This is a genomic window from Hydrotalea lipotrueae (genome assembly GCF_019249625.1).
Lineage (GTDB): Bacteria > Bacteroidota > Bacteroidia > Chitinophagales > Chitinophagaceae > Hydrotalea > Hydrotalea flava.
In genome coordinates this window covers 128779-155092 of sequence record NZ_JAESDL010000004.1, presented here as the reverse complement: position 1 = coordinate 155092, position 26314 = coordinate 128779, and the positions used below count along the sequence as shown (strand labels likewise).

Annotated in this window: 21 protein-coding genes; 14 read left to right on the top strand and 7 right to left on the bottom strand. The window is 38.4% G+C overall.

What is annotated here, in order from left to right; genetic code table 11:
• Nucleotide 1 precedes the first annotated feature (1 nt).
• Nucleotides 2-1003: an STELLO glycosyltransferase family protein gene (locus JK139_RS04535; RefSeq protein ID WP_218330674.1), complete on the top strand. Its 1002-nt coding sequence runs from the start codon at nt 2-4 to the stop codon at nt 1001-1003.
• An 87-nt stretch (nt 1004-1090) separates the two neighbouring features.
• Entirely contained in the window at nt 1091-2458 is a 1368-nt protein-coding gene (locus JK139_RS04530) for a hypothetical protein (RefSeq protein WP_218330673.1), read from the top strand.
• A gap of 102 nt (nt 2459-2560) precedes the next feature.
• Here the strand turns inward: JK139_RS04530 and JK139_RS04525 are convergent, their stop codons facing one another.
• The 3 genes from JK139_RS04525 to JK139_RS04515 form a co-directional block, all read right to left on the bottom strand.
• Nucleotides 2561-4279, bottom strand: coding sequence for a glycosyltransferase family protein (locus tag JK139_RS04525; protein WP_218330672.1), 1719 nt, complete (start codon nt 4277-4279; stop codon nt 2561-2563).
• A 70-nt stretch (nt 4280-4349) separates the two neighbouring features.
• Nucleotides 4350-5135 (bottom strand): tetratricopeptide repeat protein, encoded by a 786-nt coding sequence (locus JK139_RS04520; protein ID WP_074419682.1) that lies wholly within the window; start codon nt 5133-5135, stop codon nt 4350-4352.
• A gap of 65 nt (nt 5136-5200) precedes the next feature.
• Nucleotides 5201-7258, bottom strand: a complete 2058-nt coding sequence (locus tag JK139_RS04515) for a tetratricopeptide repeat protein (RefSeq protein ID WP_218330671.1) — start codon at nt 7256-7258, stop codon at nt 5201-5203.
• 257 nt (nt 7259-7515) lie between these two features.
• Between JK139_RS04515 and JK139_RS04510 the strand changes: the two genes are divergently transcribed.
• From JK139_RS04510 to JK139_RS04485, 6 genes are all read left to right on the top strand, one after another.
• Nucleotides 7516-8034: a T9SS type A sorting domain-containing protein gene (locus JK139_RS04510; RefSeq protein ID WP_218330670.1), complete on the top strand. Its 519-nt coding sequence runs from the start codon at nt 7516-7518 to the stop codon at nt 8032-8034.
• Nucleotides 8035-8184: 150 nt separating this feature from the next.
• A complete protein-coding gene (locus JK139_RS15740) occupies nt 8185-10767 on the top strand; it encodes a beta strand repeat-containing protein (protein WP_317196292.1) in 2583 nt (860 codons plus the stop codon).
• A 76-nt stretch (nt 10768-10843) separates the two neighbouring features.
• Nucleotides 10844-11749: a S66 peptidase family protein gene (locus JK139_RS04500; protein ID WP_218330669.1), complete on the top strand. Its 906-nt coding sequence runs from the start codon at nt 10844-10846 to the stop codon at nt 11747-11749.
• A 559-nt stretch (nt 11750-12308) separates the two neighbouring features.
• A complete protein-coding gene (locus tag JK139_RS04495) occupies nt 12309-13382 on the top strand; it encodes an efflux RND transporter periplasmic adaptor subunit (RefSeq protein WP_218330668.1) in 1074 nt (357 codons plus the stop codon).
• 69 nt (nt 13383-13451) lie between these two features.
• Nucleotides 13452-14711, top strand: coding sequence for an ABC transporter permease (locus tag JK139_RS04490; protein ID WP_218330667.1), 1260 nt, complete (start codon nt 13452-13454; stop codon nt 14709-14711).
• A 1-nt stretch (nt 14712) separates the two neighbouring features.
• On the top strand, nt 14713-15393 hold the full coding sequence (locus tag JK139_RS04485; protein ID WP_074418592.1) for an ABC transporter ATP-binding protein: 681 nt from the start codon (nt 14713-14715) through the stop codon (nt 15391-15393).
• 70 nt (nt 15394-15463) lie between these two features.
• Here the strand turns inward: JK139_RS04485 and JK139_RS04480 are convergent, their stop codons facing one another.
• The 3 genes from JK139_RS04480 to JK139_RS04470 are packed head-to-tail and all read right to left on the bottom strand — an operon-like array spanning nt 15464 to nt 18154.
• Complete coding sequence (locus JK139_RS04480) at nt 15464-16540, bottom strand: dipeptidase (protein ID WP_218330666.1); 1077 nt, start codon at nt 16538-16540, stop codon at nt 15464-15466.
• Between the two features lie 20 nt (nt 16541-16560).
• On the bottom strand, nt 16561-17664 hold the full coding sequence (locus JK139_RS04475) for a D-TA family PLP-dependent enzyme (protein WP_218330665.1): 1104 nt from the start codon (nt 17662-17664) through the stop codon (nt 16561-16563).
• A 28-nt stretch (nt 17665-17692) separates the two neighbouring features.
• On the bottom strand, nt 17693-18154 hold the full coding sequence (locus JK139_RS04470; RefSeq protein ID WP_074418490.1) for a RidA family protein: 462 nt from the start codon (nt 18152-18154) through the stop codon (nt 17693-17695).
• A 231-nt stretch (nt 18155-18385) separates the two neighbouring features.
• Between JK139_RS04470 and JK139_RS04465 the strand changes: the two genes are divergently transcribed.
• Together JK139_RS04465 and JK139_RS04460 are read left to right on the top strand one after the other, a co-directional pair.
• Nucleotides 18386-19321 (top strand): hydrogen peroxide-inducible genes activator, encoded by a 936-nt coding sequence (locus JK139_RS04465; RefSeq protein WP_074418489.1) that lies wholly within the window; start codon nt 18386-18388, stop codon nt 19319-19321.
• A 119-nt stretch (nt 19322-19440) separates the two neighbouring features.
• On the top strand, nt 19441-20160 hold the full coding sequence (locus JK139_RS04460; RefSeq protein ID WP_074418488.1) for a TylF/MycF/NovP-related O-methyltransferase: 720 nt from the start codon (nt 19441-19443) through the stop codon (nt 20158-20160).
• Between the two features lie 52 nt (nt 20161-20212).
• On the opposite strand, the gene JK139_RS04455 is transcribed toward JK139_RS04460, so the two are convergent.
• Entirely contained in the window at nt 20213-22183 is a 1971-nt protein-coding gene (locus JK139_RS04455) for a KUP/HAK/KT family potassium transporter (protein ID WP_074418487.1), read from the bottom strand.
• 212 nt (nt 22184-22395) lie between these two features.
• On the opposite strand from JK139_RS04455, the gene JK139_RS04450 reads away from it, so the two are divergent.
• The 4 genes from JK139_RS04450 to JK139_RS04435 all read left to right on the top strand — a co-directional run bounded on the left by JK139_RS04450 (nt 22396) and on the right by JK139_RS04435 (nt 26239).
• Complete coding sequence (locus tag JK139_RS04450) at nt 22396-23937, top strand: hypothetical protein (protein ID WP_218330664.1); 1542 nt, start codon at nt 22396-22398, stop codon at nt 23935-23937.
• A gap of 15 nt (nt 23938-23952) precedes the next feature.
• Nucleotides 23953-24936, top strand: coding sequence for a hypothetical protein (locus tag JK139_RS04445; protein WP_218330663.1), 984 nt, complete (start codon nt 23953-23955; stop codon nt 24934-24936).
• A gap of 122 nt (nt 24937-25058) precedes the next feature.
• A complete protein-coding gene (purQ, locus tag JK139_RS04440) occupies nt 25059-25718 on the top strand; it encodes a phosphoribosylformylglycinamidine synthase subunit PurQ (protein WP_218330662.1) in 660 nt (219 codons plus the stop codon).
• A 71-nt stretch (nt 25719-25789) separates the two neighbouring features.
• On the top strand, nt 25790-26239 hold the full coding sequence (locus tag JK139_RS04435; protein ID WP_081300477.1) for a protein-disulfide reductase DsbD domain-containing protein: 450 nt from the start codon (nt 25790-25792) through the stop codon (nt 26237-26239).
• Nucleotides 26240-26314 lie beyond the last annotated feature (75 nt).

The window sequence follows — 26314 nt, the reverse complement described above, 5'->3', positions numbered from 1 at the left end:
CATGCAACAAAAAATTAGTCTGGTCATTACCTCAATAGCAGCCCCCAATGAAGTGCTGAAAAGCTATGCTGTATTATGTAAACAACATAATGTAGACTATATTGTAATTGGTGATACCAAATCGCCCAATGATTTTTTTATTGAAGACTGCCAATTTTTATCTATAGAACAACAAAAGCAGGTAAATGAACTCTTTGCTGCATTGTTACCTGTAAAACATTATGCCCGAAAAAATATTGGTTATTTACTGGCCATGCAGCAGGGCAGTACCGTTATCATAGAAACAGATGATGATAATTTTGGTACGGAACATTTTTTCAATTTTTTTCCGCTGCAAACCACACAGCCCGTTTATGAGGCTACGGGTAATTGGGTAAATGTATATCAATATTTTACCGATAAAAAAATATGGCCACGAGGGCTGCCGTTAGATCGTATTTTAGATACACCTGCCGGCTTGCAGCAAGCTGTTCCGCAAACCATTACAGCACCCATTCAACAGGGTTTGGCCAACGATAATCCCGATGTAGATGCGGTATACCGGTTGGTTAGTGATGTGCGGATTACCTTTGATGTCAATAAACAAATTGCATTGGGTAAACATACCTGGTGCCCTTTTAACAGCCAGAATACAGTTTGGTATGCAGAAGCGTTCCCGTTATTGTATTTACCTTCTTATTGCAGTTTTAGAATGACAGATATATGGCGCAGTTTTATTGCCCAGCGCATTGCCTGGGAAAACAACTGGCACCTGCTGTTTTATTCACCAACGGTGTGGCAAGAACGTAATGTACATAACTTAATGCGCGACTTTGAAGAGGAAATACCCGGTTACCTGCACAATGAACAAATAAAGCAAATATTAGATGGGTTACAATTAAAAAGCAGCAAAGCTCATTTAGGGGATAACCTGAAAAAATGTTATGATGCTTTGATTCAACTGCAATTGGTTGGTGAACAGGAAATGCCATTATTGGAGGCCTGGTTGCAGGCATTGCGGTGAAATTAGCTTGATGCTTATTAAAAGCAATTTTAGGATACAGCAGGACGTATCAATTTTGTAAAGCAAAGATTGTAAAATAACCCATACATGAATACTAAGTTAAAAAATACTTTGGTTCTTTATTTACCTGTTATTACCATTGTATGGTGTATAATAATGCTGGCTTCATTAAAAACCGGTTGGCTCAATGCATTCTTTTATGATGCTGCGAATCTGCAGGTACAGGGTATTGACTATTTTGCTTTGCCCAAAACTTTTTTAAATTTAAAAGCAGGAATCAGTATGTTCGATACTTGGGGTGGAGTACCTTATGGTCCTTATGCAACCTGGTATTTGGGGCATCCTGCTTTTGGGGTATTGGTGTGTAGTTGGTTTGCATTTTTTGCACCCTGGACAAGTTACTGGTTGTTTGTTGGTTTTTCTTTTTTACTGATGCTGTTTGCTGCTTGGTTAGTAGCTAAAAGAGCGGCTTCCTTTTTATCAAAAAGATTAGCCTGGTTGCTCATGTTATTTGGTTTTCCTACTTTCTGGATGTTTTATGTAGGAAATATGCATGCGCCATTAATATTGGCATTGACATTTATTTTTTTGGCAATAGATACTTTTTCTTTTACAGAACTAACTGATACAAATATTCAACAGGCGAATCGTTATCTGATGGCGGGTTTATTGATTTCTTTTTTTACAAAACCCATTGTTTTACTAATGCTCCCATTGTTATTGTTGCTGAAACAAACCCGAAAAACTACGCTTGTTTGCTTAGGTATTTATGCTGTGGTTTCTTTTCTATTTATCGTTGTTCCCGTATTAAATCCGGAAGGAATTGGTTTGGAAAAACTGCTGAAAGTGGCAACTGATTTTGGATTCATAAAAAACAACATGAACATTTACCAAAATCATTTTGTGTTGAATGCATACATGAAGGACAACAGTATTCACTGGCTGAATTTGATTGCACAAAGCGATTACAGGTTGATGCATGTAGATGTATTTTCTTTTCCCGTATTTATAGATACTTTATTGGGCTACCCATTGAATGCAGCTTGGTATAAATTGCCTATATATCTTACTATATTGTTATCCTTTTTGGTCCCATTTATATCAAACAGACAAATGAAATTTCAAACTGCCTTATTGTTATTAATGGCCATTACATTCACTTTTTTTCTGAGTTATAATACAGTGTGGGAGTATCAATATGCTTCTGTTGCACCTGTTTTGGCGTTATTTCCTGTTTTATATGAAAGAAATGTTTTTTATAAAAAATGGATTCCTTTGCTATTTGTTTCAGCGGTGATTATTGATTTACCCAATCTCTATTTCTTATTGCATGGCAAATTAATTACAAATAATTTGCTATTATTAATCCGATTCAACAGGGTAATACCTGTTGTTGTTATGTTTATTGTGATGATAAGCCTCATTATACAATCATTTTTCAAGAAAAATAAATAAGTTGGTGTGTATTTTTTCTGTACTCCTATTGTTCTGATCTGAATATAACTGTCATCCATTCATTCATTTATTTTTATCTATTCATTCTTTTTATAGGATGGGTTAATGAATCATTATTTTAAAATTTGGATGCATCATCAGTTGTTGCAAATAATCTTTTCTGTAATAACCCACACAACAATATTCAGGATATTGCAGGTTGATAACAGCCGCCAACTGATATTTGTCTCTAAACATCATATCATTGAATAGATCTTTAAAAATTAAATTATCCCAACTCTCTCTGTCGGTATAATAATTGTCAACTGCCTGCAAATTTACATTTATTGGCTTGGGTGTTTGTGCCATCAATATGTCAGGCGATAAATCATAGAATACATTTTTATTAAAAGATTCATGTCCTTTAGGACCTTCCTTTATGGCATCTGCATGTGCCATAAGTGTATTATTCAAACCCATCATATCATACACATTGCCTTTGTATCCATAGGCAATGCCTCCGGCAGAGCCGTAACCAATGCTTGGTAAACGATTTTCAAAAATAACAGATAAATGCCGGCCATTCTCTCGCTCATTAGCGGCTATATAAAATTCATTAAAAATAGAGAATTGGTAATTGTTGTATGAATTTGAAAATTGCTGGCTATTTTTAAACTTATTCCAATCATATATTGCAAAAATAAAAATTGCTACTCCCAATACCCCCATGTATGCAGCTATTTTTTTAAAGGAGGATAACTGCGATAAAATAAATACAGGACTAATATAAATGAAATATAATAATGGATAAATGGGTTGGTACATCCTAAATCCTCTAAAATGATCGGCGCCTTCTAAAATGGGAATAAGCAGACCGGTTATACTAAATATAAAAATAATTAAACATGTTAAAAATTTATTATTTTTACTTCCTCGAATAAATTGATAGCCTATCCATACCATATCAATTACTAAAAATGGAATCAATTGAAAGCCATATAAGTGTAAAAAGTTCCAAAAATATTGAGCGCCATCACCAATGGTTTGTGTAATAGAAGCAGAAACTTTTGCATAAAAGGTATTGGGTAGTGGGTAACCAAAATAAAGTATCCTAAACAGGGTTAATAATAGAAAACTGCCAAAATATGCCATAACAGGCCAGGTTAATAATGCTGTTAACTGATAAAAAAATTTATTCTTTTGGTAATAAATAAATGCATACAATACAATAAACAAAATACACCAAACAATGCCTTCCGGCCTGGTTAAAATAATTGCAACAATGAGCAGGGCTAACCAAATGGCCATCTTCTTTTCATCAATGGCATCAGTTAATGCTAAATGAATCAAATAACTGAACGCTGCTATAATTATAAAACTATATAAGCCACTATCCATCAGCGATACAATATTCCATGTAAAATACAGCGGGTTACTGAAAAGCCAGAGTAACAAACCTACCTGCAAAAACAAGGTATTGATTTTTTTAAAGCTTAGCTTTATGGCAATTGTTGCTATCGATTGCATTAACAACACAATGCTCCCAAAAGCTAAAAACAGGTTAACAAGAAAAATATATGCTTCGGGATTGGGGCTAAACAAATAACATGCACTACAAATAAAAAAATATAACAAACAGGTAAAACCTTCTACATGTTCGCCCCCCACATTGTAAACAATACCGGCACCAGTAGTAAAATTTCTGGCATATACAAACAAGATATTTGCATCATCTGTTCCTGCCAAAGGCTGATTAATGTATTCAAATGACAGATAACTGCCCGCTGCGATGCATACAAAAGTGAGCAGTATGATTACTAAATTGTTTTTGATGTATGGCATGGTGATAAAAATGAAAAAAATACCGGGAATATTGGTACTTTAAATGATATACACTCTTATTATTGAACTGCTATTGTGGTGCATTATCTTTTTTTTCCTGTTGTGCCCAGTTAATGTTGTTTTTTACTAATTGATTGGATGGGTCGGCAGCTAATGCTTTATTAAACATTTCAATTGCTTTATCATAATCTTTTTTTAATACCATTGCGGTACCAATATTGTTGTAATAAACAGCTTTATTTTCCGGAAATTTATCTATGCCTACCTGCCAGGTGGCCATACTTTTTTCATAATTTCCTACCTGTAAATACAATAAACCTAATTGTACAAAATAACCTGCATCTCTTTTTTCAAGCGTAATAGCCTGCATGGCCTCAATGGAATTCAGGGCTTTGTTCTTTTCATCTAAACCCCATTTTAAATTGTTTTTTGCCAATTGAAAACTGGTATCAATCTGAATGGCTTTTGTACAGGCCTCAATACCGGTTTGATAATTTTTTAATAGAATGTTGGCCACACCTAAATTGTTGTAGGCGGTAGCATTTTTAGGATCTTTTTTAATTAAATCGGTTAAAGGTTTTACAGCTTTTCCGGGCATATTATTGTTTATGTAAGCCACAGATAATGCAATAACATTGGCAGAGGTTGGATTGCTGTTTGCTAATTGTTCTAATGCAGCTATATCAGTATCTTTTTTTTCAACTGCTATATTGTTTTTATTTTTGGGTGCACTGGAAAATAGAATAACCAATGGAATACTTAATACAATAACAACGCCTGCAATGATTAATAATTTTTTTACTGCAGGTTTCAATTCTTTCTCCTCTGGTTGTAAATTGGATGTATTTTCTGTCATAATTTAAGTTTTTTATAAGTTATGTGATGCATTTAATCTAATATATAAAAGTATTGAGTGGGTGGCTATTTTTTTGGTGATTGAATAAATTTGTTGGCTAATTGCAAATTATTAATTGCCAGTTGAAAGTTGGGCTTTAAAGCAATTGCTTTTTGAAGTGGTTCAATGGCCTTATTATATTGGTGCAGCCCAATATAAGCCGAGCCAATGTTATTGAGCGCTTCCGGATAATTGGGTTTTAACTGTAATGCCTTTTCTGCGGCTCTGATACAGCTTATATAATCTCCTTTTTGGTAATAGCCCAAGCTAAGGTCTAAATATTTACCCGCATCTGGTTGTTGGTCTATTTGTGCTTCCTGCATGGCCAAGCCACTTTTTTGCGCTAATGCCATTACCAAATATTCTTTTGCCGTTGCATTATCGGGTAAAATAGTTAAGGTATTATTGGCCAAATCTTTCAGCAATGTCCATTGGGCAGTTTCACTGTAGGCTTTCATCAGCAGTGTTCGGGCGTCCATATGTGCCGGCGACAATTCAATTGTTTTAACAAAATAGGGAATGGCTGCTGCATATTGTTGATGATTTATTAAAAACCTGCCATAAAAAAACCAGCTCTCCGGATAGGCAGGGCCTAAAGCCAATGCTCTTTTAAAATAAACGGCTGCTGCGGTTGTATCACCCTTTATGTCATTTATAATACCCAAATTAATTTGCAAAGCATGGTAATTGGGTAATAAATGCAGGGCTTCTATAAAATATTGCTCTGCCGTTGCATAATCGCCTTTTGCCATTTGGGTTAAGCCATAATTCATGAGGCCGCGGCCATTTGCGGAACTGTTTTCTGTTACATTTTTCCAAAGGCTTTCTTCTGTATGCCAAACTGCATTGCGTTGTATGGTGCCATAAGCATATACAGATAAAAAAAGCATTGCAAGAATAGCTAATGTTGCTGTATAGGGTAATGCTTTTTGTTGGAACCAGATTTTTACTGGGGTTAATACCCTGCCCAGGGTCCATACCACGCTAATCATTAAACCAATATAAGGAAAGAAAATACGATGGTAGTTCAATACTTCTGCCAAAGGAAAAATACTGGATGTTGGAATTAATGCCAGAAAAAACCAGATAATACCAAAACTAACCGGCCGCCAGTTTTTGTACATAGAGGTAATCATGGCAATGAGTACCAATGCCAATACAAATAGCAATCCTGCAAAAAAACGGGGGTCAGTAATACCGGATAATAATCCCCAGTCGGTATCTGCACTTAAATGTACGGGCACAAAAAATATTCCGAAATAATGGGCAATAATATAGGGTTGTGTAAGCAGGTATTGTATGGCAGAAGTGCCTCCGGGTACCCAGGTGGGGGGCGTCATCCAATCAATGAACCCATACATGAATCCACATACAAAAAATGCCGGAATTACCTGTTTGGTAAGTTGCCTGATTTCACTACTGTATTTTTTTTGAAACAATTGCCCTATACTTAACCGGTATTCGAAATAAAGAAGATAAATAAAAAAAATTGGTGCAAACATTATGGTTGTTGGTTTTGCCAATGAACCCAGAATAACCGGCAGCAGGTACAGGTATTTTTTTCTGTATTTTGGAAAATACTGGTACACTACAAAGGCCAATACCACAAATAAGGTAGATTGTAAATCGCTGCGGGCAATAATATAATTAATGGTTTCTGCATTAGCGGGATGAAGCATATACCAGGCTATACCAAAAGCCGCCAGCCAGTAATTTTTTTGTGGATTGGGCTGCACTAATTCAAATAACTGCCAGATAAAATAAAACATTAGTATGCCCTGCAGCAGAAAAACAATAAAATCATCCATCTGAAACCAAAAGGGATGGTAGCCATCGGCTAACCAATAATCAATGGCTAACGATAAACTTACCAATGGGCGGTATGACTGATTTTGTGGCAGGGAACTAAATGTAGTACCATCGGTAAAAAAAGAGGGGATGTTTTTTAAACTGCGGATGTAAACATTGTTTAAAATAGTGTGTGAATCATCAAAATGGAAAGCATTCTGAAAATGATTCCAATACGCCAGCGTTGTGAGCATTACAATGGCTAAAAGCAGGTATACATGCTTGTGTTCCTTCATATAAATAAATAGTTTACAGGGTTGCTGCCATTTGAATGGATAATATGTAAATATATATAATGATTCAATTTTATTTATGGTAAATTTCAATATTCTTTTCAAAATTTTTAACAGCTTTTGTAACGATATTCAAAAATATCAGCTCATAGCGTTAACAATCTTACCTAACAATTAAATAAAATAAATTTAGTGTAGTTACTGTAACTTTTTTGTACTTACAAAATTATTATTATTTTTGTAGTTAAATAACTACATGAATGTATATAAATCTACACTATTTTGTAGCAATAATCGCAGTTATTTTGGCTGTTTCTACTACTGTATCTGCGCAATCTATTCAACGTCAGGTAGTTGCTACCGCCGGTGGATATACCGATCAGGGCAGCGTTTCTATCTCCTTTACCGTAGGCGAGCCGGTAGCTGATTTATTTCCCAATCTATTTCAGGGAAAAGCCATAACAGACGGTTTTCAGCAACCCGATCCTGAAATACAAGAGAATATATATCGTGATTTTAGTAACTATTTTGTTTTATTTCCTAATCCCACCATTGATGGGAAAGTCAAATTAGGTTTTAGGGATGTACCTAATGGAATTTATACAATTGATATTATTGATGCCTTAGGAAGGGTGTTACAAACCACTACTGTAGAGTATTTTAATCATAATTTCTTTTATGTTGATTTGGATGTAACTAATTTAGTAAGGGCTTTTTATTTTATCAGAATAAGAAGCGATAAAAATTTCCGTGGGGAATTAAAGTTAATGCGTCTGTAAAATAAGCCATTCGGGTGAATTTTTTCGACCATGTAATTTTATTCCTACTTGAACGTTTAACTTTTTAATATGATTATTTTCGTGAAGTAAATTGTTAATAGGAATTTAACCGTAGATTGCGCATACAACCTACAATAATATCTTGATTGTGTGAAATGGACTTTACTAACCTTATTCTTATTGGCAGGCTTTGTATCTGTAGCCTATGCACAACCCCAATCCTTTAAATACCAAGCTGTTGCCCGGGGTTTAAATGGTGCTTTGCTTAGTAACCAGCAAATCAATGTACGTATCAGTATATTGTTGGGAACCAGTCCCAACCGTACCTTGGAATACCAGGAAACACAAACTGTTACTACCAATCAATATGGCCTGTTTTATTTAGACATTGGAAGGGGAACACCGACCACCAGTGCCAAATTTACGGACATCAACTGGGCCAATCCATTACAACAATACATCCAAACAGAAATAGATTTAGGACAAGGTTATGTGAATATGGGCGCCTCAGAAATGCTGAGCGTGCCTTATGCCTTGTATGCCTTAAACTCTCCCAAAGGGCCTACTGGTGCAACCGGGGCCACCGGTGCTACAGGAACCACCGGTACACCAGGTGCGAATGTGTTAACCGGTTCAGGAGTGCCTGTTCCTTCATTGGGGTTTAATGGGGATAGTTATGTAGATATAACCAATGGAAATGTTTATACCAAAAATACAGGTATTTGGGTCAATTCCGGTGCCTCTTTAAAAGGTGCTACCGGCACCACAGGCCAAACTGGCGCCACAGGCACCACCGGCCAAACAGGAAATACCGGATCCACCGGTCAAACCGGAGTAACAGGTAACACAGGAGTAACAGGTCAAACCGGATCCACCGGCCAAACTGGTGCCACAGGAACAACAGGCACCACCGGCCAAACAGGAAATACCGGATCCACCGGTCAAACCGGAGCAACAGGTAACACAGGTTCAACTGGTCAAACAGGCGCTACAGGAAATACCGGAGCGACAGGAAATACCGGTGTAACAGGTCAAACAGGCGCCACAGGCCAAACCGGAGCCACCGGCCAAACCGGAGTAACAGGTAACACAGGAGTAACAGGCCAAACGGGAGCAACCGGTCAGACAGGCACCACTGGACAGACAGGCGCCACAGGCCAAACCGGAGCAACAGGAAATACCGGATCCACCGGTCAAACCGGAGTAACAGGTAACACAGGAGTAACCGGTCAAACAGGAGCCACTGGTAACACAGGCACCACTGGCCAAACAGGCGCCACCGGAAATACAGGCGCCACTGGCCAAACTGGAGCAACAGGTAACACAGGTTCAACAGGTCAAACAGGCACCACTGGACAGACAGGTGCTACTGGTAACACAGGCACCACTGGCCAAACTGGAGCAACAGGTAACACAGGTTCAACAGGTCAAACAGGCACCACTGGACAGACCGGAGCCACAGGCCAAACCGGAGCCACAGGCCAAACAGGTGCCACAGGCCAAACAGGTGCCACAGGAAATACAGGAGCGACTGGTCAAACCGGAGTAACAGGAAATACAGGCGCCACCGGAAATACAGGCACCACAGGACAGACCGGCGCCACCGGCCAAACAGGTGTAACAGGAACTACAGGAGCCACTGGTCAAACCGGAGCCACTGGTAACACAGGTGCAACAGGAAATACAGGTGCTACTGGTCAAACGGGTGCTACAGGAAATACAGGCGCAACCGGCCAAACAGGAGCTACGGGAGTTACTGGTCCAACTGGCCCAAATAATGGTTGGTATTTAACCGGTAATACCGGTACTACCGCAGGTACCAACTTTATTGGTACTACAGATGCTGTAGATTTTGTTGCCAAAACTAATTCTTTAGAACGATTGAGAATATTGTCTACTGGTCAAATAGGTATTGGTAGAACACCCAATACGGCTAATTTATTAGATGTGGCCGGTACGGTTAATATATCTAAGCCTGGTGCATCCAGTATCTTACAAGTGGATGCACAGAGTAGCCAGACCAATATTGCTCAAATATTGTTTACAAATTCTGCGGGTACCGGCGATTTTCGAATCGGTAGTAGTGGCGGTGATGTTGTATGGCAGGGTGGTGGAGGCCGTAACTTGCAAATAGGTGCCTATTGGGGTATGGATTTCTTAGGTGGACGAGGAACTGCAACTTTCCCAACATTCCAGGGTGGTATTGGAAATTACAATACAAGAATATTGAATACTACCGATAGAAAAGGGTTGATTATACAAGCAAATGGCACACAAACCAATAATTTGCAGGAATGGCAAAATTCAGCAGGTACGGCTTTAAGTATAGTGGATCCTAATGGACAGGTCGGCATACAAACTACTACCCCACAAGCTAATTTAGACGTGAATGGTACCGCTAAAATTGGGGTGAATGGTACAGGTACAGTATTAAATGGGATAATAAAAGGTACAATTTCTATACCTAATCAGAATATTCCAGGAGGTCCTGGTGGTGATTTAATTGTGACTGTTACTTTAACTGGTAATTTAGCAAATGCCGTTCCAGGGGCTACTGTTATGATAAATCCTAGAAATAACTTAAATACTGGTCGGAATGACGTTATAATAAGTTGGTGTAGAATAAGTGCAAATGGTGTGTTGACGATTTGCTTTGCATCTCAAAATGGTAATAGAATTGGGCCTGGTGGTGGAGGGGCACAAATATTATTTGATGTTACAGTAATTCAATAGAACACTAAAATTATTTAACCTGCTGGAATATTACTTTTCAGCAGTTTTTTTATTATCCTTTTTGTAATATTGTAGCATGGTTGTTTTACCGTCTCATTTACCAACCGTCGCTACCATCGGCATTATCTGCCCCTCCGGTTATATGCCTATCGAAAAAGTGCAAACCTGTGTAAATACCCTGCAAGGCTGGGGTTACCGGGTGCAGTTGGGTAAAACAGTGGGTTTGCAATACCATTATTTTGCCGGTACAGATGTGGAACGGCTGGCCGACATGCAGGCCATGCTCAATAATCCGGCTATTGATGCCATTTTATGTGCACGTGGTGGTTATGGGTTAAGCAGAATCATAGATGAACTGGATTTTACCGCTTTTTTACAATATCCCAAATGGATCATTGGCTTTAGTGATATTTCGGTATTACATGCCCGTTTAAACCGGCTGGGCGTACCTGCCCTGCATGCACCTATGGCCGGGGCTTTTAATGAGGGGGGAGCTGAGCGGGAATCAGTGGCTTCGCTCAAAGCCATTTTGGTTGGCAAGCCGGTGCATTATACCGTGCCGGTGCATCCTTTGAACCGTCAGGGGATAGCCAATGCGGAGCTGGTGGGGGGCAACCTGTCAATCATTGTACATTTAATCGGCAGTCAAGATGCACTGCAAACAGCCGATAAAATTTTGCTGATTGAAGATGTGGGTGAATATTTGTATAACATAGACCGTATGCTGGTACAACTGAAAAGGGCCGGCATGTTGCAGCGATTGGCCGGTTTATTGGTAGGTGGTTTTACCGAGATGAAAGATACCACCATTCCTTTTGGCAAAACAGTGGAGGAAATTGTACGGGAACATGTGGCTGAATATACCTATCCTGTGGCTTTTCATTTTCCGGTAAGTCATGGTGAACCTAACATGGCTGTTAAATTGAGGGTAAAGCATCAACTAATGGTTACAGAAAAAGAAGTGGTGTTGCGGGAGGAATGATTCGGTTTTTGGTTTTTAGACATTGGGTAAGGTCCCAAGCCTTTACAATTATTGATGAACCATATTGACATCCTCCTCAACCTAAATGGAAGTTGCAGATGACTTTTAGGGCTTCCGAGGATGCGATTTTGGGATGGTGGTTACAGGTATCAAAAGGCCAGCTTTTTTGAATATCCTGATTTTTGTTGGCAATTAGTCAGCACTCTTTTTTATATAAACCTTTTGCGAACTTTGCTCCTCTGAGGTTAGAGAAATAAAAACCGCTAAGTATGCCAAAGTATGCTAAGAAAAATCCTTTGCAAACTTTGCGTCTCAGCGATTTAAATACAAACCGCCAAATATGCTAAGGGTCGCTAAGAGAAACCTTCGCGAACTTTGCGCCTTTGCGGTTCAAGAATCATCAACGGCTAAGTACGCCAGGCAACATCAGAAAAAAGCCTTTGCGAACTTTGCGTGAAATACCCTACAAAAAACCCGTGCATGCCCCTCTACAGCGGCTGAGCAATATCATACCATCGTCATCAATAAATCAATAGCTTTGTAAGGTATATATACCAATATGTATTCAAAAATAATCGTTTGTATTGCTTTTGTATTATTAGTGGCTTGTCAGCCCAAAAAAGGCAGTATCTATCCCCAACAAGAAAACATTACAGAGGCAGTATATGCTTCCGGAATGGTAAAATCAGACCGGCAATACGAGGCATTTGCCACCGTTACCGGATTAATTGATACCATATATGTAACCGAAGGGGAACTGGTAAAAAAAGGGCAGCCCATCTTGCATATCGTTAATACGGCCACCCGTTTAAATACCGAAAATGCAGCTTTAGTGGCAGCCAATGCATCGGTAGCAGCCAATGCTGCCCGTTTAAATGAGGCAAAGATTAGCATTGCAAATGCCAAAGCACAGTTAGACAATGCCACTACGTTGTTACAACGCCAACGCAATTTGTGGGCACAACAAATCGGTGCAAAAAACGATTTAGACCAGCGCGAACTGGCCTATACCAATGCCCTGCATGCATGGCAGGCAGCACAATTGCAATACGATGATTTAAAAAAGCAAATAGATTTTAGTGCCCAACAGGCTCAGAAAAATTTAGCCATTGCCGGAACAGCCAAAAACGATTATACCGTTAAAAGCGATGTAGATGGGATGGTGTTTCAACTGAATAAAAAGAAAGGAGAATTGGTGAGTCCACAAACAGCCTTGGCATTGGTAGGGGCTGCACATCAGTTTTTATTGGAATTGCAGATAGATGAACATGATATAGCCCGCATACACAATGGCATGCAGGTATTGTACACCATGGATAGTTATAATGGTAAAGTATTTGAGGCAAAAGTGGTTAAAATTTACCCGGCCATGGATGAACATTCCCGCACTTTTAAGGTAGATGCTGCATTGGTACAATCGCCGCCGGTATTGTATCCCAACCTTACTTTAGAAGCTAATATTGTAATTCGGCAACAACAAAATGCCATTACCATTCCTGCCAATTATTTATTGCCCGGCGATTCTGTTTTATTGGCCAATGGCAAAAAACAAAAAGTTGTGGTAGGGATAAAAGATTATCAAAAAATTGAAATCGTATCGGGCATTACAACTAAGGATGAGTTGATGGAATGAAATACCCGTAAAGGCTTATACTTCTTTACTGCAATTATAAAAATCATTTAATTTGTTTTTTAATCATTCATGATCTTAAAATTAATTGTCAATATTGCACAATCCCTGCTCATGGCGCGCTGGCGGCAAACACTGGTAGCTGCAGTTGGTGTCACCTTTGGTATAACCATGTTTATTGCACTGTTGAGTTTTATGAGTGGTTTAAACGATTTGTTGGATGGGCTGGTAGTAAACCGTACCCCACACATTCGGTTGTATAATGATATTAGGCCACATAAAGACCAGCCCGTTACCCTTTGGCCGGCTTACCGAAATAGTTATCCGTTTATCAGTTCTTTAAAATCGGGGAATATACGGCAGGAGATATATAATAGCGGCCCCATTATTCAGGCATTGCAACAAAATAAACAGGTAATGGGTGTTGCACCCACTATCACGGCACAAGTTTTTTTTAATGATGGTACGGTTAATATTAATGGGGCGATAAATGGTATTGATGTAGCTGCAGAAACCAAACTGTTTCATTTTGATGATTATATCGTAGCAGGTAAAGCAGCCGATTTAAATACCGTACCCAACAGCATTGTGTTGGGCAAAGCTTTGGCCGAAAAATTAGTAGCCAGTGTGGGCGATGTGGTACAAATTACTACCAGTACCGGATCTATATTTCAGCTAAAAGTAGTAGGTTATTTTCAATCGGGTTTGCAGGATTTTGATAAAGCACAGAGTTACGCGTCTATCCAGACTGTTCAAAAAATATTGGGCAAATCGTCCTTATACATTACCGATATAAGAATAAAATTATACGATATTAACCGGGCGCCAGCTTTGGCCAAAACCTTTGCCCGTATTTATGGGGTTGATGGCGAAGATATTCAAACAGCCAATTCGCAGTTTGAAACAGGTAGTTTTGTGCGTAGTCTAATATCCTATGCTGTTGGCATTACTTTGTTAATTGTAGCCGGCTTTGGTATTTACAATATTTTGAACATGATGATTTATGAAAAGATGGATACCATTGCCATTTTAAAAGCCACCGGCTTTGCAGGGCGCGATGTAAAAGCAATATTTTTAGTCATTGCCATTGGTATTGGTTTGTTTGGCGGCTTCACCGGTTTGCTTTCCGGGTTTGGGTTGTCGGTACTCATTCATCATGTTCCTTTTCATACAGCCGCATTGCCTACGGTAAAAACATATCCCATTAATTATAATCCATTGTTTTATTTGATAGGGATAAGTTTTTCGTTGATTACCACTTATTTAGCCGGATGGTTACCGGCCCGCAAAGCCAGTAAAATAGATCCGGTCATCATTATCAGAGGAAAATAACATGCAAAACACCATTCTGGAAGCTGTGAATATTGTGAAGTACTTTTACGATCCCGTAAAGGTGAAGGTGTTGAATGGCGTAAACTTTGCCATTAATCGTGGCGATTTTGTTTCAATTGTTGGAAAATCAGGTTGTGGCAAATCTTCTTTGTTGTATGTACTCTCTACCATGGATACCGATTATGAGGGCGATGTGTTAATAGACGGCATTTCCATGCAACAAAAAAAAGAAGCTTATTTAGCCAAAGTGCGAAATGAAAAAATAGGCTTTGTATTTCAGTTTCATTATTTGCTGAATGAATTTACCGTGTTGAAGAATGTGATGTTGCCCGGTTTAAAATTGCGGAAATATACTGAAAAAGAGGTAGAGGCAAGGGCCTATGAAAAATTGCAAACATTGGGTATTGCAGAGCTGGCTTTAAAAAATGCAGCGCGTTTATCGGGAGGCGAAAAACAACGGGTAGCCATTGCCCGGGCATTGATCAATGATCCGGATATTATTATGGGCGATGAACCTACAGGTAATTTAGATAAAAAAAACAGTGAATTAGTGTTCGATATATTTAAACAATTGTCGCATGAATTGCATCAAACTATGCTGATTGTTACCCATGACCCTGATTTTGCCGCTAAAACCAATCGTATTATCCGTATGGAAGATGGTAGAATTGTGGATGGGTAGTTGGGTGATAGGTACTTGTTCATGCATAGAATAGTTGTATCGCCATTCGAAATGTTTACAATAATTGAAACTATTTCGGCAATGCTAATTGAAACATCCTTAACCAGTTTTTGTGGAATATATTTTCGATATCACTAACGGTGTACCCTTCCTGTTCTAACAAATAACTTAATTGCTGCAAATCAGCAATGGTATCCAGATCATAAGGCGATTGTTCTGTACCGAAGGCACCATCTAAATCGCTGCCAATGCCTACATGTAAGCTATTGCCTGCTATTTGGCAGATATGATCAATGTGTGGAATAATGGCTGCTATATTACAATGCATTTGTTGTGATGTGCTAATACCGCGTTGCCAGCCGGATACCAACATCCAGGCATCGAAAGCCATGCCAATTACGGAGTTGCGGGTTATTATTTCATGTATAACAGCATCACTCATCTGTCGGTTATGTGGCACCAATACACGGCAGTTGTGATGCGATGCCCACAATGTTCCGTTGTATAAAGTCAGTGCATCACTTAAAGCATCATCACACAAATGTGTAATATCTAAAACAATGTGATGATCCTGCATTATTTGCAGCAGAGCTTTACCGTTTTCCGTGAGATGCCCGGTGGCATCTGTTCCATTGGCATATCTGCCCGGGCCATAATGGGCGGGCCCAATAGACATCAATCCCTGTTGTTGCAACAGGAGCGCATGTTCAGGAGTAATTAATGCGTCGGCACCTTCTAAACTGATGATAACGCCAATGACTTTCTGTTGGTTAGGGATTGTATCAGTTGCCCATACAGTTAGGTGTTCCTGAAGTTGTTGTTGATTACGAATAATGGTTAATTCACCGGCGGCTTCCATTGCTTGATACCAGGCTAACTGGCCTTGTATTTGTGCCCATGCCTGTTCGGCAGAAGCCCATCCGGGTAATGGTTGGCCCGGTAATTGAACCCGGCCAATTAAAGTAGCCACTACCAAACCAATATTACCTGACCTTAATGCCGGTAATGAAACAGTACCTTTACCACGGTCGGGTTTATCGGTTAATCCTGTTTCAGTTGCTCGAATATGATGCACTGGCATACGCAGATCGCGATTCCATTCCATGGCATTCATACTTAAATCGAGATGGGCATCTATTAAAAACATGGCAATTGTTATAAAGTATATTAAATGGTAATGGATCTGTCTCTTGCTATTACTTTCCACGAAGTGGTTACTGCACTATTTTCTACTACCTGCAAGCTATTGTATAAAGCAACGGTAGGGCATATATGTATGGGTATGGCATACAGTACCTGTCCGGGTGTGTAGGCAGTTGCATCTGCCACTTTTAAAACCAAATGTTCTTCACTTTGTGCAACAGGCCTGGCAGCGGGGGCATTTAAAAAAACCACTCTTGGAAAAGGGTTTTCAGCAGCTACTGATTTATGACCCAAATCGGTGGAAATAGTTTGTGCATCAATGATGGAGATGACTCTTGTTATTAAAACGGCAGCCCATTGAAAAGGCTCTTCAGGCATCAGTTGTTGGTAACCGGCATCCCAAAATATAAAGGTACCCGGACTGCATACCACATTCTTCCTTTGTGCATGTGCCGCAAAAGTTGTAGACCCGCCTGCAACAATGGGTAATGGTATTTGATATTGTTCCTGCAATGCCCGCTGCATGGCTGCAACAGGCGCAAACGCTGCATCACTTTCCTGCTTTCTTTCTTCAAAACTTTGTTTTCTGATATGGCCATCATACACATGTAAACCCATTACCGTTAGGTTATTCACTTGCAATAATTGCAGCAATAATTCCGGAACTGTAGCAACGGGTGCACCAGTTCTGTTCATGCCATTGTTTACATCAATATATAATTGGGCAGAAATATTGGCTTTTGCATGTGCTGCTGCAATTTCCTTTGCGGTAACAATATTGTCGGTTAAGCAGGCAAAAATACTTTGGGGGTATTGTTGTTGCAATGCCACCCATCTCTGTATTTTAGGGCCAACGGGTTGGTATGCCAGCAAAATATCCGGTGCATTTAATTGTGCCAGCATTTCGGCTTCAGCAATGGTAGCACATTTAAATTGAGTGATGCCGGCCTCCATCATTGCTTTACATACTTCGGGTGTTTTATTGGTTTTTACATGCGGTCTGATTCGTTCAGTTTGGTGGTGCATCCTTGTTAATGCTGACTGAATATTCGCCAGCATTTTTTCTTTATACACCAATAAAGCCGGCGAATCAATCGTATCAATATTTTGAATACTATACCATTCCATTCTGAAATAATTTTATTGTAAAAGCAACTTATGCCAGTTTAAACATCGCTTCAATTTCAACAGGTATATTATCCGGAAGCGTTGCCATGCCTACTGCACTTCTTACGCCAATGCCCGCATCGTTACCCCATATTTCAGCAAACAATTCACTGCACCCGTTAATAATGAAAGGGTGTTGGTGAAAATCGGTGGTGGCATTCACCATTCCCAATACTTTAATCACTCTTTCAATTTTGTTGAGTGTTCCCAAATTGGCACGCAATGTTGCCAGAATGGCCAGCCCAACCTGTCGGGCAGCAGCTTTTCCTTCATCCGCCGAAATGGCTTCACCAATTCTTCCAGTCATAAATTTGCCTTTGCTAATTAAAGGGCCATGGCCTGATACATATACATAATTGTTGTCAATTAAGAAGGGCTTGTATACACCAATAGGATCGGGTGGCGGAGGTAAAACGAGGTTCAATCTTTGTAAATTTTCTTCCGGAGTCATTGTATTGTTTTTGCAATAAAGTTAAACAGATTGGGATGATTGTGGATTGAAAATATACAGCAATGAAAATCAGACTTGTAGTCTGTATTGTTCATTCGGTATTGGGCAGCAGAAATACCGGTGTGAACGGGATTTTAATGGGCTATAAGTATTCGAATGTATAAAAGTCTGTCTTTTTTAATAGGATGAAACAATTAATTGTATATTTTCATCAACAAAATTGATTGAAAAATGACATTGGTTCAGTTAGAATATATTGTGGCTTTAGATACACACCGACACTTTTCAACAGCAGCAGCAGCCTGTTTTGTAACGCAACCTACACTCAGTATGCAGATACAGAAATTAGAGGAAGAACTGGGCGTAAAAATTTTTGACAGGAGTAAGCAACCAGTATTACCTACGGAATATGGTATGGATATTATTCAGCAGGCCCGCAAAATTCTTGCAGATCGGGATGTGTTGCTGGAAATGGTGGATGCCAAAAAAGGCATTATTCATGGGGAATTGAAAATTGGTATTATACCCACACTGGCGCCTTATTTATTGCCCTTATTCATTCATGCGTTTACCAAAAAATTTGCTGCAGTAAAATTGCAGGTAAGTGAATATACCACCGACCAAATTATTCAAAAACTGAAAGAAGGTAATATTGATGTGGGTATTTTAGTTACTCCTTTGCATGAGAAAGGGATAAAAGAAGAACCGCTGTTTTATGAAGAAATGTTAGCTTATGTTTCTAAAAACAATGAAGTTTTTAAAAAAACGTATGTGTTACCTAAAGATATTGATCCCGGCAAACTTTGGCTTTTGGAAGAGGGCCATTGCTTCCGTTCTCAAATATTAAATTTGTGTGAACTGAGAAAGCCTGCTGCAGAAGGTGGCCATTTTGAATATGAAGCGGGTAGCTTAGAAACCCTGCGCCGGATGGTTGATTTATACGATGGGGTAACCATTTTGCCTGAACTGGCTACTTTAGATATGAGCAGCAAACAACAAGCTTGTCTCCGTTATTTTAAAAGTCCTGCACCTGTTCGCGAAGTAAGTATGGTTACCCACCGCAATTATGTAAAGCGCCGTTTGGTAGAAGTTTTGAAGCAACAAATAGAAATGGCTATTCCCGATAAAATAAAGCAAAATAAAAAAACGAAAGTCGTACCCATTTAAGTAAACTGCCATTAACTTAACATATTATTGCACCGTATTTTAACAGCAACATGCCTTGCGTTTGTATATAAATCTTGACGTTTTATTATGAATGCAATACCCATAAAATTAAAACACTCATGAAATTATTTTTTATACGATATACCAAACTATTATTTATCTGGTTGCAATTGCACCGAATTTTTGGTTGGATGGGTAGTTTTTTTGCCAATATGTACTATCTCACCTTGTTTTCAAAATGGGCCTACCAGAACAGAAAAGTAGCTTATAATGATTTTCCCTGCAAGTGGGATTATCAGCGCAGGAAAAAAATGTATGAATGGGTAATTGAGCAGGAAAGGCTTGAACAGGAAGCCATCAATTATCTGGAATTTGGTGTGGCTTGGGGCGAATCCTTCAACTGGTGGTTGCAGAAAAATAAGCATCCACAAAGTACATTTTATGGTTTTGATACATTTGATGGATTACCTGAAGACTGGGGCCCATTTAAAAAAGGAGCTTTTAGCAGTAACCAGGTATTGCCGGATATTAGTGGGGATACAAGAGGCCTGTTTCTAAAAGGATTATTTCAACAAACCATACCTGTGTTTGTGCAGCAGTTAGATAATACCCGAAGAAATGTGTTGATGATGGATGCTGATTTGTTTTCGGCCACCTTATATGCGCTCACTTCGCTGGCGCCTTATTTAAAAAAAGGAGATATTATTTTCTTTGATGAATTTGTAGTACCTACCCATGAATTTAAAGCCTATCAGGATTTTATTCAATCTTATTACTGCAACCTGCAATTAATCGCTGCTGCCAATAATTATTATTTTGTGGCATTTAAAGTGCAATAAAACAAGAATAAAGAATAAGCATCCATTTAGTTTAGTAAAAAACTGCTTAATTTTATTGTACTCGTTTTAAATTCAGGCTGGTATATGGTGCAACGATCAGCGGAAATTTTTCAACTGTAACAAAGCCGGGATCTAAACCAAATCCACGTTCTTCGCTCAGGGAAATTTCTTTCAGCCAAAAATATAGTTTCATAATAATGCGTTCCATAAAGGGTAATTCATTATCTGAACTTAGGTATTTTTCCAATACAATAAACTGAAAATCACCAGCAATATTATTCTTCTCTAAACTGGCATATCGGCTGGTAATATTTACTTCTTTATTGGCAACCAGATCCTGTACCACTTTTTTAAACATTACGTGTATACGTTGCTCTACCCTGAAGCCGAGGCGAAACTCAACCCTGATAATATCATCCGCCATAATGTGATCTACACTGTATTCAGAAGTATACGGATCATCCAAAACATCCACATGTATTAACCAGTAAGTATCGGCCCTTTTTGGTTTTTTGTTGAGGATGGAATAGATAATTTTATGTTCTATTTCTTTGGGATTATTGGCGCTGGTCATATATACCAGATGTGATGCATATTTAGGAATAGAGTCATCCTGGCTTAATTCTTTCAATAGCGGTATATAATGTTGCAGTCGTACAAATTCAACATAGCGGTTTTTAATTTTACGGCTTCTAAACCAAATATACATTACTGAGAATAAGCCACCACCTACTAGTAAAGTAACATAACCACCATGCGGGAATTTTTCTAAGTTGGCAATTAGAAAAGAAACTTCAATGGTAAGGTACACTGCCAGGTATAAATATATCCAAAGCGGGAAAACCCTGTGGCTTACCAAATAATTGGCAAATAAAATGGAAGTACTGATCATGCACATGGTAATAGCCAACCCATAGGCCGCCTCCATATTAGATGATTTTTGAAAAATAATCACAATGCCCGTACAACCAATAAATAAAAGCAGGTTAACGCCGGGAATATACAATTGCCCTTTTTCTTCTGAGGGATAATTGATTTTCATTTTAGGCCATAAGTTCAAACGCAGTGCCTCACTAATTAAGGTAAAAGAGCCTGAAATTAAAGCTTGGCTGGCAATAATAGCGGCAACTGTGGCAATGATAATTCCAACCAACTTAAACCATTGCGGCATTACACCATAAAATGGATTAAATCCGCCATCAATCATTTCAGATGTAATAATGCCATGGTTATGTTGTGCCAATAACCAGGCACCCTGCCCCAAATAATTTACGATGAGGCAGGATTTTACAAAAATCCAGGAAATATGAATGTTCTGTTTGCCGCAATGTCCAAGATCACTGTACAATGCTTCAGCCCCTGTGGTGCAGAGAAAAATAGCACCCAGTATCCAAAAACCTTTGGGATATTGCGTTAACAGTTCAATGGCATAATGTGGGCTAAAAGCTCTGAAAATGGTAATATCATCTAACAAATGCGTGGCACCTAAAACGGCAAGCATACTAAACCAGATAAACATGATAGGGCCAAAAAAGCGGCCAATAAAATTGGTGCCGAATTGCTGCACAAAAAATAAAAGCGTTAAAATACCAATAACAATGTATACAATAATGGGATCGCCTTCTACAATGTTTAAACCCGGTAATTGTCGTAAGCCCTCAATGGCAGAGGTAATAGAGATAGGAGGAGTAATAATGCCATCGGCCAATAAAGCGGCACCACCAAGCATGGCAGGGTAAACCAGCCATTTTTTTCTTCTGCGTACCAATGCATATAGGCTGAAAATGCCACCCTCGCCCTTGTTATCGGCCTGTAAGGTTAAAATAACATATTTAATGGTGGTTTGAAGCGTGAGTGTCCAGATAATGCAGGATAAACTTCCAATAATTAAAAGATCATTGACAGGCCGGTCTCTGATAACAGAATTCAACACATAAAGCGGTGAGGTTCCAATATCTCCGTAAATAATCCCCAAAGCAATTAACAAACTGGCCGGTGTAACTTTACTAATGGTTTTGTTCACAGTAAACAATTGCGTAAAAAAATATTAACAAATGTATAGTAAAAAAATTTAGACGGCCGGCATCTGTAGCAGGAAACGCAAATCTTTTTTAATGATTTCTTTGCAAGGTTCACTTAATTTTGTTTGCAATGTTCGTATAAATTTGAAGGGAATATTTGTAATGCCCTGCAATGGTTACTGAATGAAGTGATTGATACCCAAAAAAATAATATATGTATACGAAAAAAATGGCTTTTTTATGTCTGTTGCTTGTATTTTCCCTGTATGTGATGGCACAGGATATTACTTATTCTGCACCCGACAGAGAAGATGTACGAAATATGAACTATGAAATTTTGGGAAAACTGAAGGGTAATTTTCTCATATACAAAAATTATAGAAATATTCACACCATTAGCGTATATGGCGATGATATGAAGCTGGTTACCAAAAATAAAATTGAAGGTCTGCCGGATAAATTATTCAATGCCGATTTTATTGCTTATCCTGATTACTGTTACATGTTTTACCAATATCAAAAGAAAAACATTGTGTATTGCATGGCACAAAAAATAGATGCAATGGGTAAACAAATTGGCAATCCCCTGGAATTAGACACTACCGTATTGGCATTCAATGCCAGTAATAAAATTTATTCATCTGCCTATAGTGAGAATAAACAACGCATTACCTTTTTTAAAATTAACACCAAAAGCGATAAACAGTATATAGTTACCACACTGTTGTTCAATGCTGATTTAAGTTTACTGCACAGAAGTACAATAAATATTGCTATGCCCGAAAAAAATGATTACCTCACTGCATTTGAAGTAGATAATCAAGGCAATCTGGCTTTTTTGCGTGCCTGGGGAACCTCGCAAAATGACAATATTATTGGAATGGATTTTTACTTTAAGCCTGCTATGGAGAATACCGTAGTAGCCACTCCATTAAACGTAAAAGGTTTGTTTTTAGATGATTTACATATAAAATTCGATAATGAAAATCAGCATTGTTTGGTTACCGGTTTTTTTGCCAAACAAAGAAGGGGAAGTGTTGAAGGGTTGTACAATTATATTTGGGATGAAACCAAACTAGCCCCATTGCATGCAGGGATTCTCACATTTAATGATGATTTAAGAAATGATGCAAGGGGTGAAAGCAGTATGCGCAATGCCTTCAATAACTACTATATTCATAACATTATTATGCGAAAAGATGGCGGATACCTGCTTACTGCAGAATCAGCTTATTCCACCTCAAGAGGTAATGCCTACAACCGTTGGGATTATATGTATGGATCACCTTTCTTTAATCCTTATGATTATTATTATGGTTATGGTTATGGCTACGGTATAGGTATGATGGGTTCTTATTTTTATCCCTGGTCTTTTGGTGGCCCAATGAACAGTGTGAACCGGTTTTACGCCGATAATATCATGATTCTTTCTTTCAACCCTGGTGATTCTTTAGAATGGAGTAATGTAATTCACAAATCACAATACGATGATAACTCTGATGCTTTTATAGGATATGGATTATTAAACTCCGGCGATCAATTACACTTTTTATTTAATACTGTTGAAAGGCGCCAATCGCTGCTAACCGACCAAAGTATTACACCCGATGGGCAAATTATAAGAAACCCGTTATTCAAAAATTTAGACAGAGGTTACCAGTTTATGCCAAGGCAGGGTAAACAAACCGGGTTGAGGCAAATGATAATTCCTTGTCAATACCGCGGTTATATTACTTTTGCCAAAGTTGTTTTGTAATATAAAAATGGCAGCGTGGTAAATTTATTCAGGAACAAATCATATAGTGGCATCATTTTTCTGGCGCTGCTGTTTTTAGTAGTGCATTCACATTTTTTTGTGCAGGCTCCCATCATTACCACACCCACCCATAGCGGTTTTTTTGAAGTATTCATTCAGCAATACATACAACCTTTACCCGGGTATTTGCTGTTCCTGATTTATGCTGCATTGGTATTAGTGCAGGCCATTCACTTCAACTTTGCTTTGAACAATGCACACATGTTTCAGCAGCCGGGTTATACCAGCGGCATGGCCTATATACTGCTTTCGGGTTTTTTACCCGGTTGGAGCCAAATTAATGCGGCATTACTGGCCAATACGCTGATTGTGTGGGTATTCATTAAATTAATACGATTATACAATAACCCTGCGCCTAAAACCCTATTGTTTAATATCGGGCTTATTTCGGGTTGCACCATCTTATCTTATCATCCCACCATTACTTTATTATTGGTGATATTTTTTGCGTTGGCAGTTGTAAGGCCTTTCCGGGCAGCTGAATGGTTGGTTCTGTTAATTGGAGCCATATTCCCCTATTATGTGGTGGCTGCTTTTCTGTTTATTACCAATCAAAACAATAATATCTATGGCATTTTACCCCATTTTCAATTAGCCTGGCCATTGGCATTGCCTGCACACTGGTTAAGTATTACCATTGGTTATGTGTTGCTGTTATTCATTCTTTCTTTTTATTTCTGGCAACTGCATGTAAACAGAATGGTGATTCAAATCCGAAAAAACTGGCTGATTGTGTTGGTATTGCTATTGGTTAGCCTTTTTAGACCATTTATTTTTGCCTATGCAGGTCGAACGGCTGCTTTTGTATGGATAATACCTTTATCTGCATTTTTTGCCAATTATTTTTTATATTCCAAAAAAACATTGTTGCCAAACATTTTTTTTTGGCTGGCTTTACTGTTGATTTTTCATAATAATTGGTTATTAGCTAAAATTTAGCGGCATCTTAGCGCAGGCAATTGTAAATTTGCACTGACTGAAAAGTAATGGATAGGGTGCTTAATAATTTTTTGCATTGAACCTAAATAAGCTTTTCTATTGAAATTCATTAAAACCATTGTATGAAATTTGGCGTTGTTGTTTTTCCCGGGTCTAATTGCGATAGAGACATGCAAGATGCATTGCAACAAGATTTGAATAAGGAAGTGGTGATGCTCTGGCACAAAGATAAAGACCTGAGTATGTTTACTACCGATGATTGTATTGTTTTACCTGGAGGTTTTTCATATGGTGATTACCTGCGTTGCGGTGCCATTGCCCGTTTTAGTCCGATGATGGAAAGTGTGATACAATTTGCCAATAAAGGAGGAAAAGTATTGGGCGTATGTAATGGGTTCCAAATTTTATGTGAAAGTGGCCTTTTGCCAGGGGTATTATTGCAAAATATTCATCAGCAATATATATGCAAAAATGTTACTATTACCAATGGTGCAGAAGTTTTTACCATTCCGATTGCACATGGCGATGGAAGGTATTATGCATCAGAAGAAGTGATAGAAAATCTTCAAACGAACAATCAAATTTTGTTTCGTTATTGCGATGCGGAAGGAAATATTGTGGCCAATGCCAATCCGAATGGTGCGCTGTATAATATTGCCGGCATCAGAAATGCCAATGGAAACGTATATGGTATGATGCCACATCCGGAACGGGCCAGTTCACCATTATTGGGCAATACCGATGGCAAAAAAATATTTGCATTATTAGGGTTGGCTTCTTAAAATGGGGGGCAACGGTTAACAGAACTTTTACATCTTGTAAATTGTAATAAATAATCAAAAATAAAATCAACATGAAAAAATTATTGGGTATTTTAATATTGGGAATGTTTTTTTCTGCATCACAGGCACAAATTAAAGATCCGGTGAGATGGAAATATGAAGCAGTTAAAAAAAGTGCAGATACTTATGAAATTGTAATTACTGCTACAGTTGAAAAACCTTGGCACATCTATTCGCAAAATACAGGAGCAGGGGGGCCGGTGCCTACCAGTATTACATTTAAAAAAAATCCATTGGTTACTGTTGGAGGTAAAACAATAGAAGTAGGCAAATTGCAAAAAGTATATGATAATAATTTTAAAACCGAAGTGCTGTATTATTCCGGCCAGGTATTTTTTAAACAAATGGTGAAATTGAGAGGCAATGTTAAAACCAATATTTCCGGCACTGTTGAATATATGGTTTGTGATGATCAGCAATGTTTGCCTCCTACTAAAAAATCATTTGATATTAAATTATAATTTTAAAAATCATTTACTTTTTAGAAAACATACATTTATACATTAAAGTGTTGAATAAGGGCATCATTTGCCAAA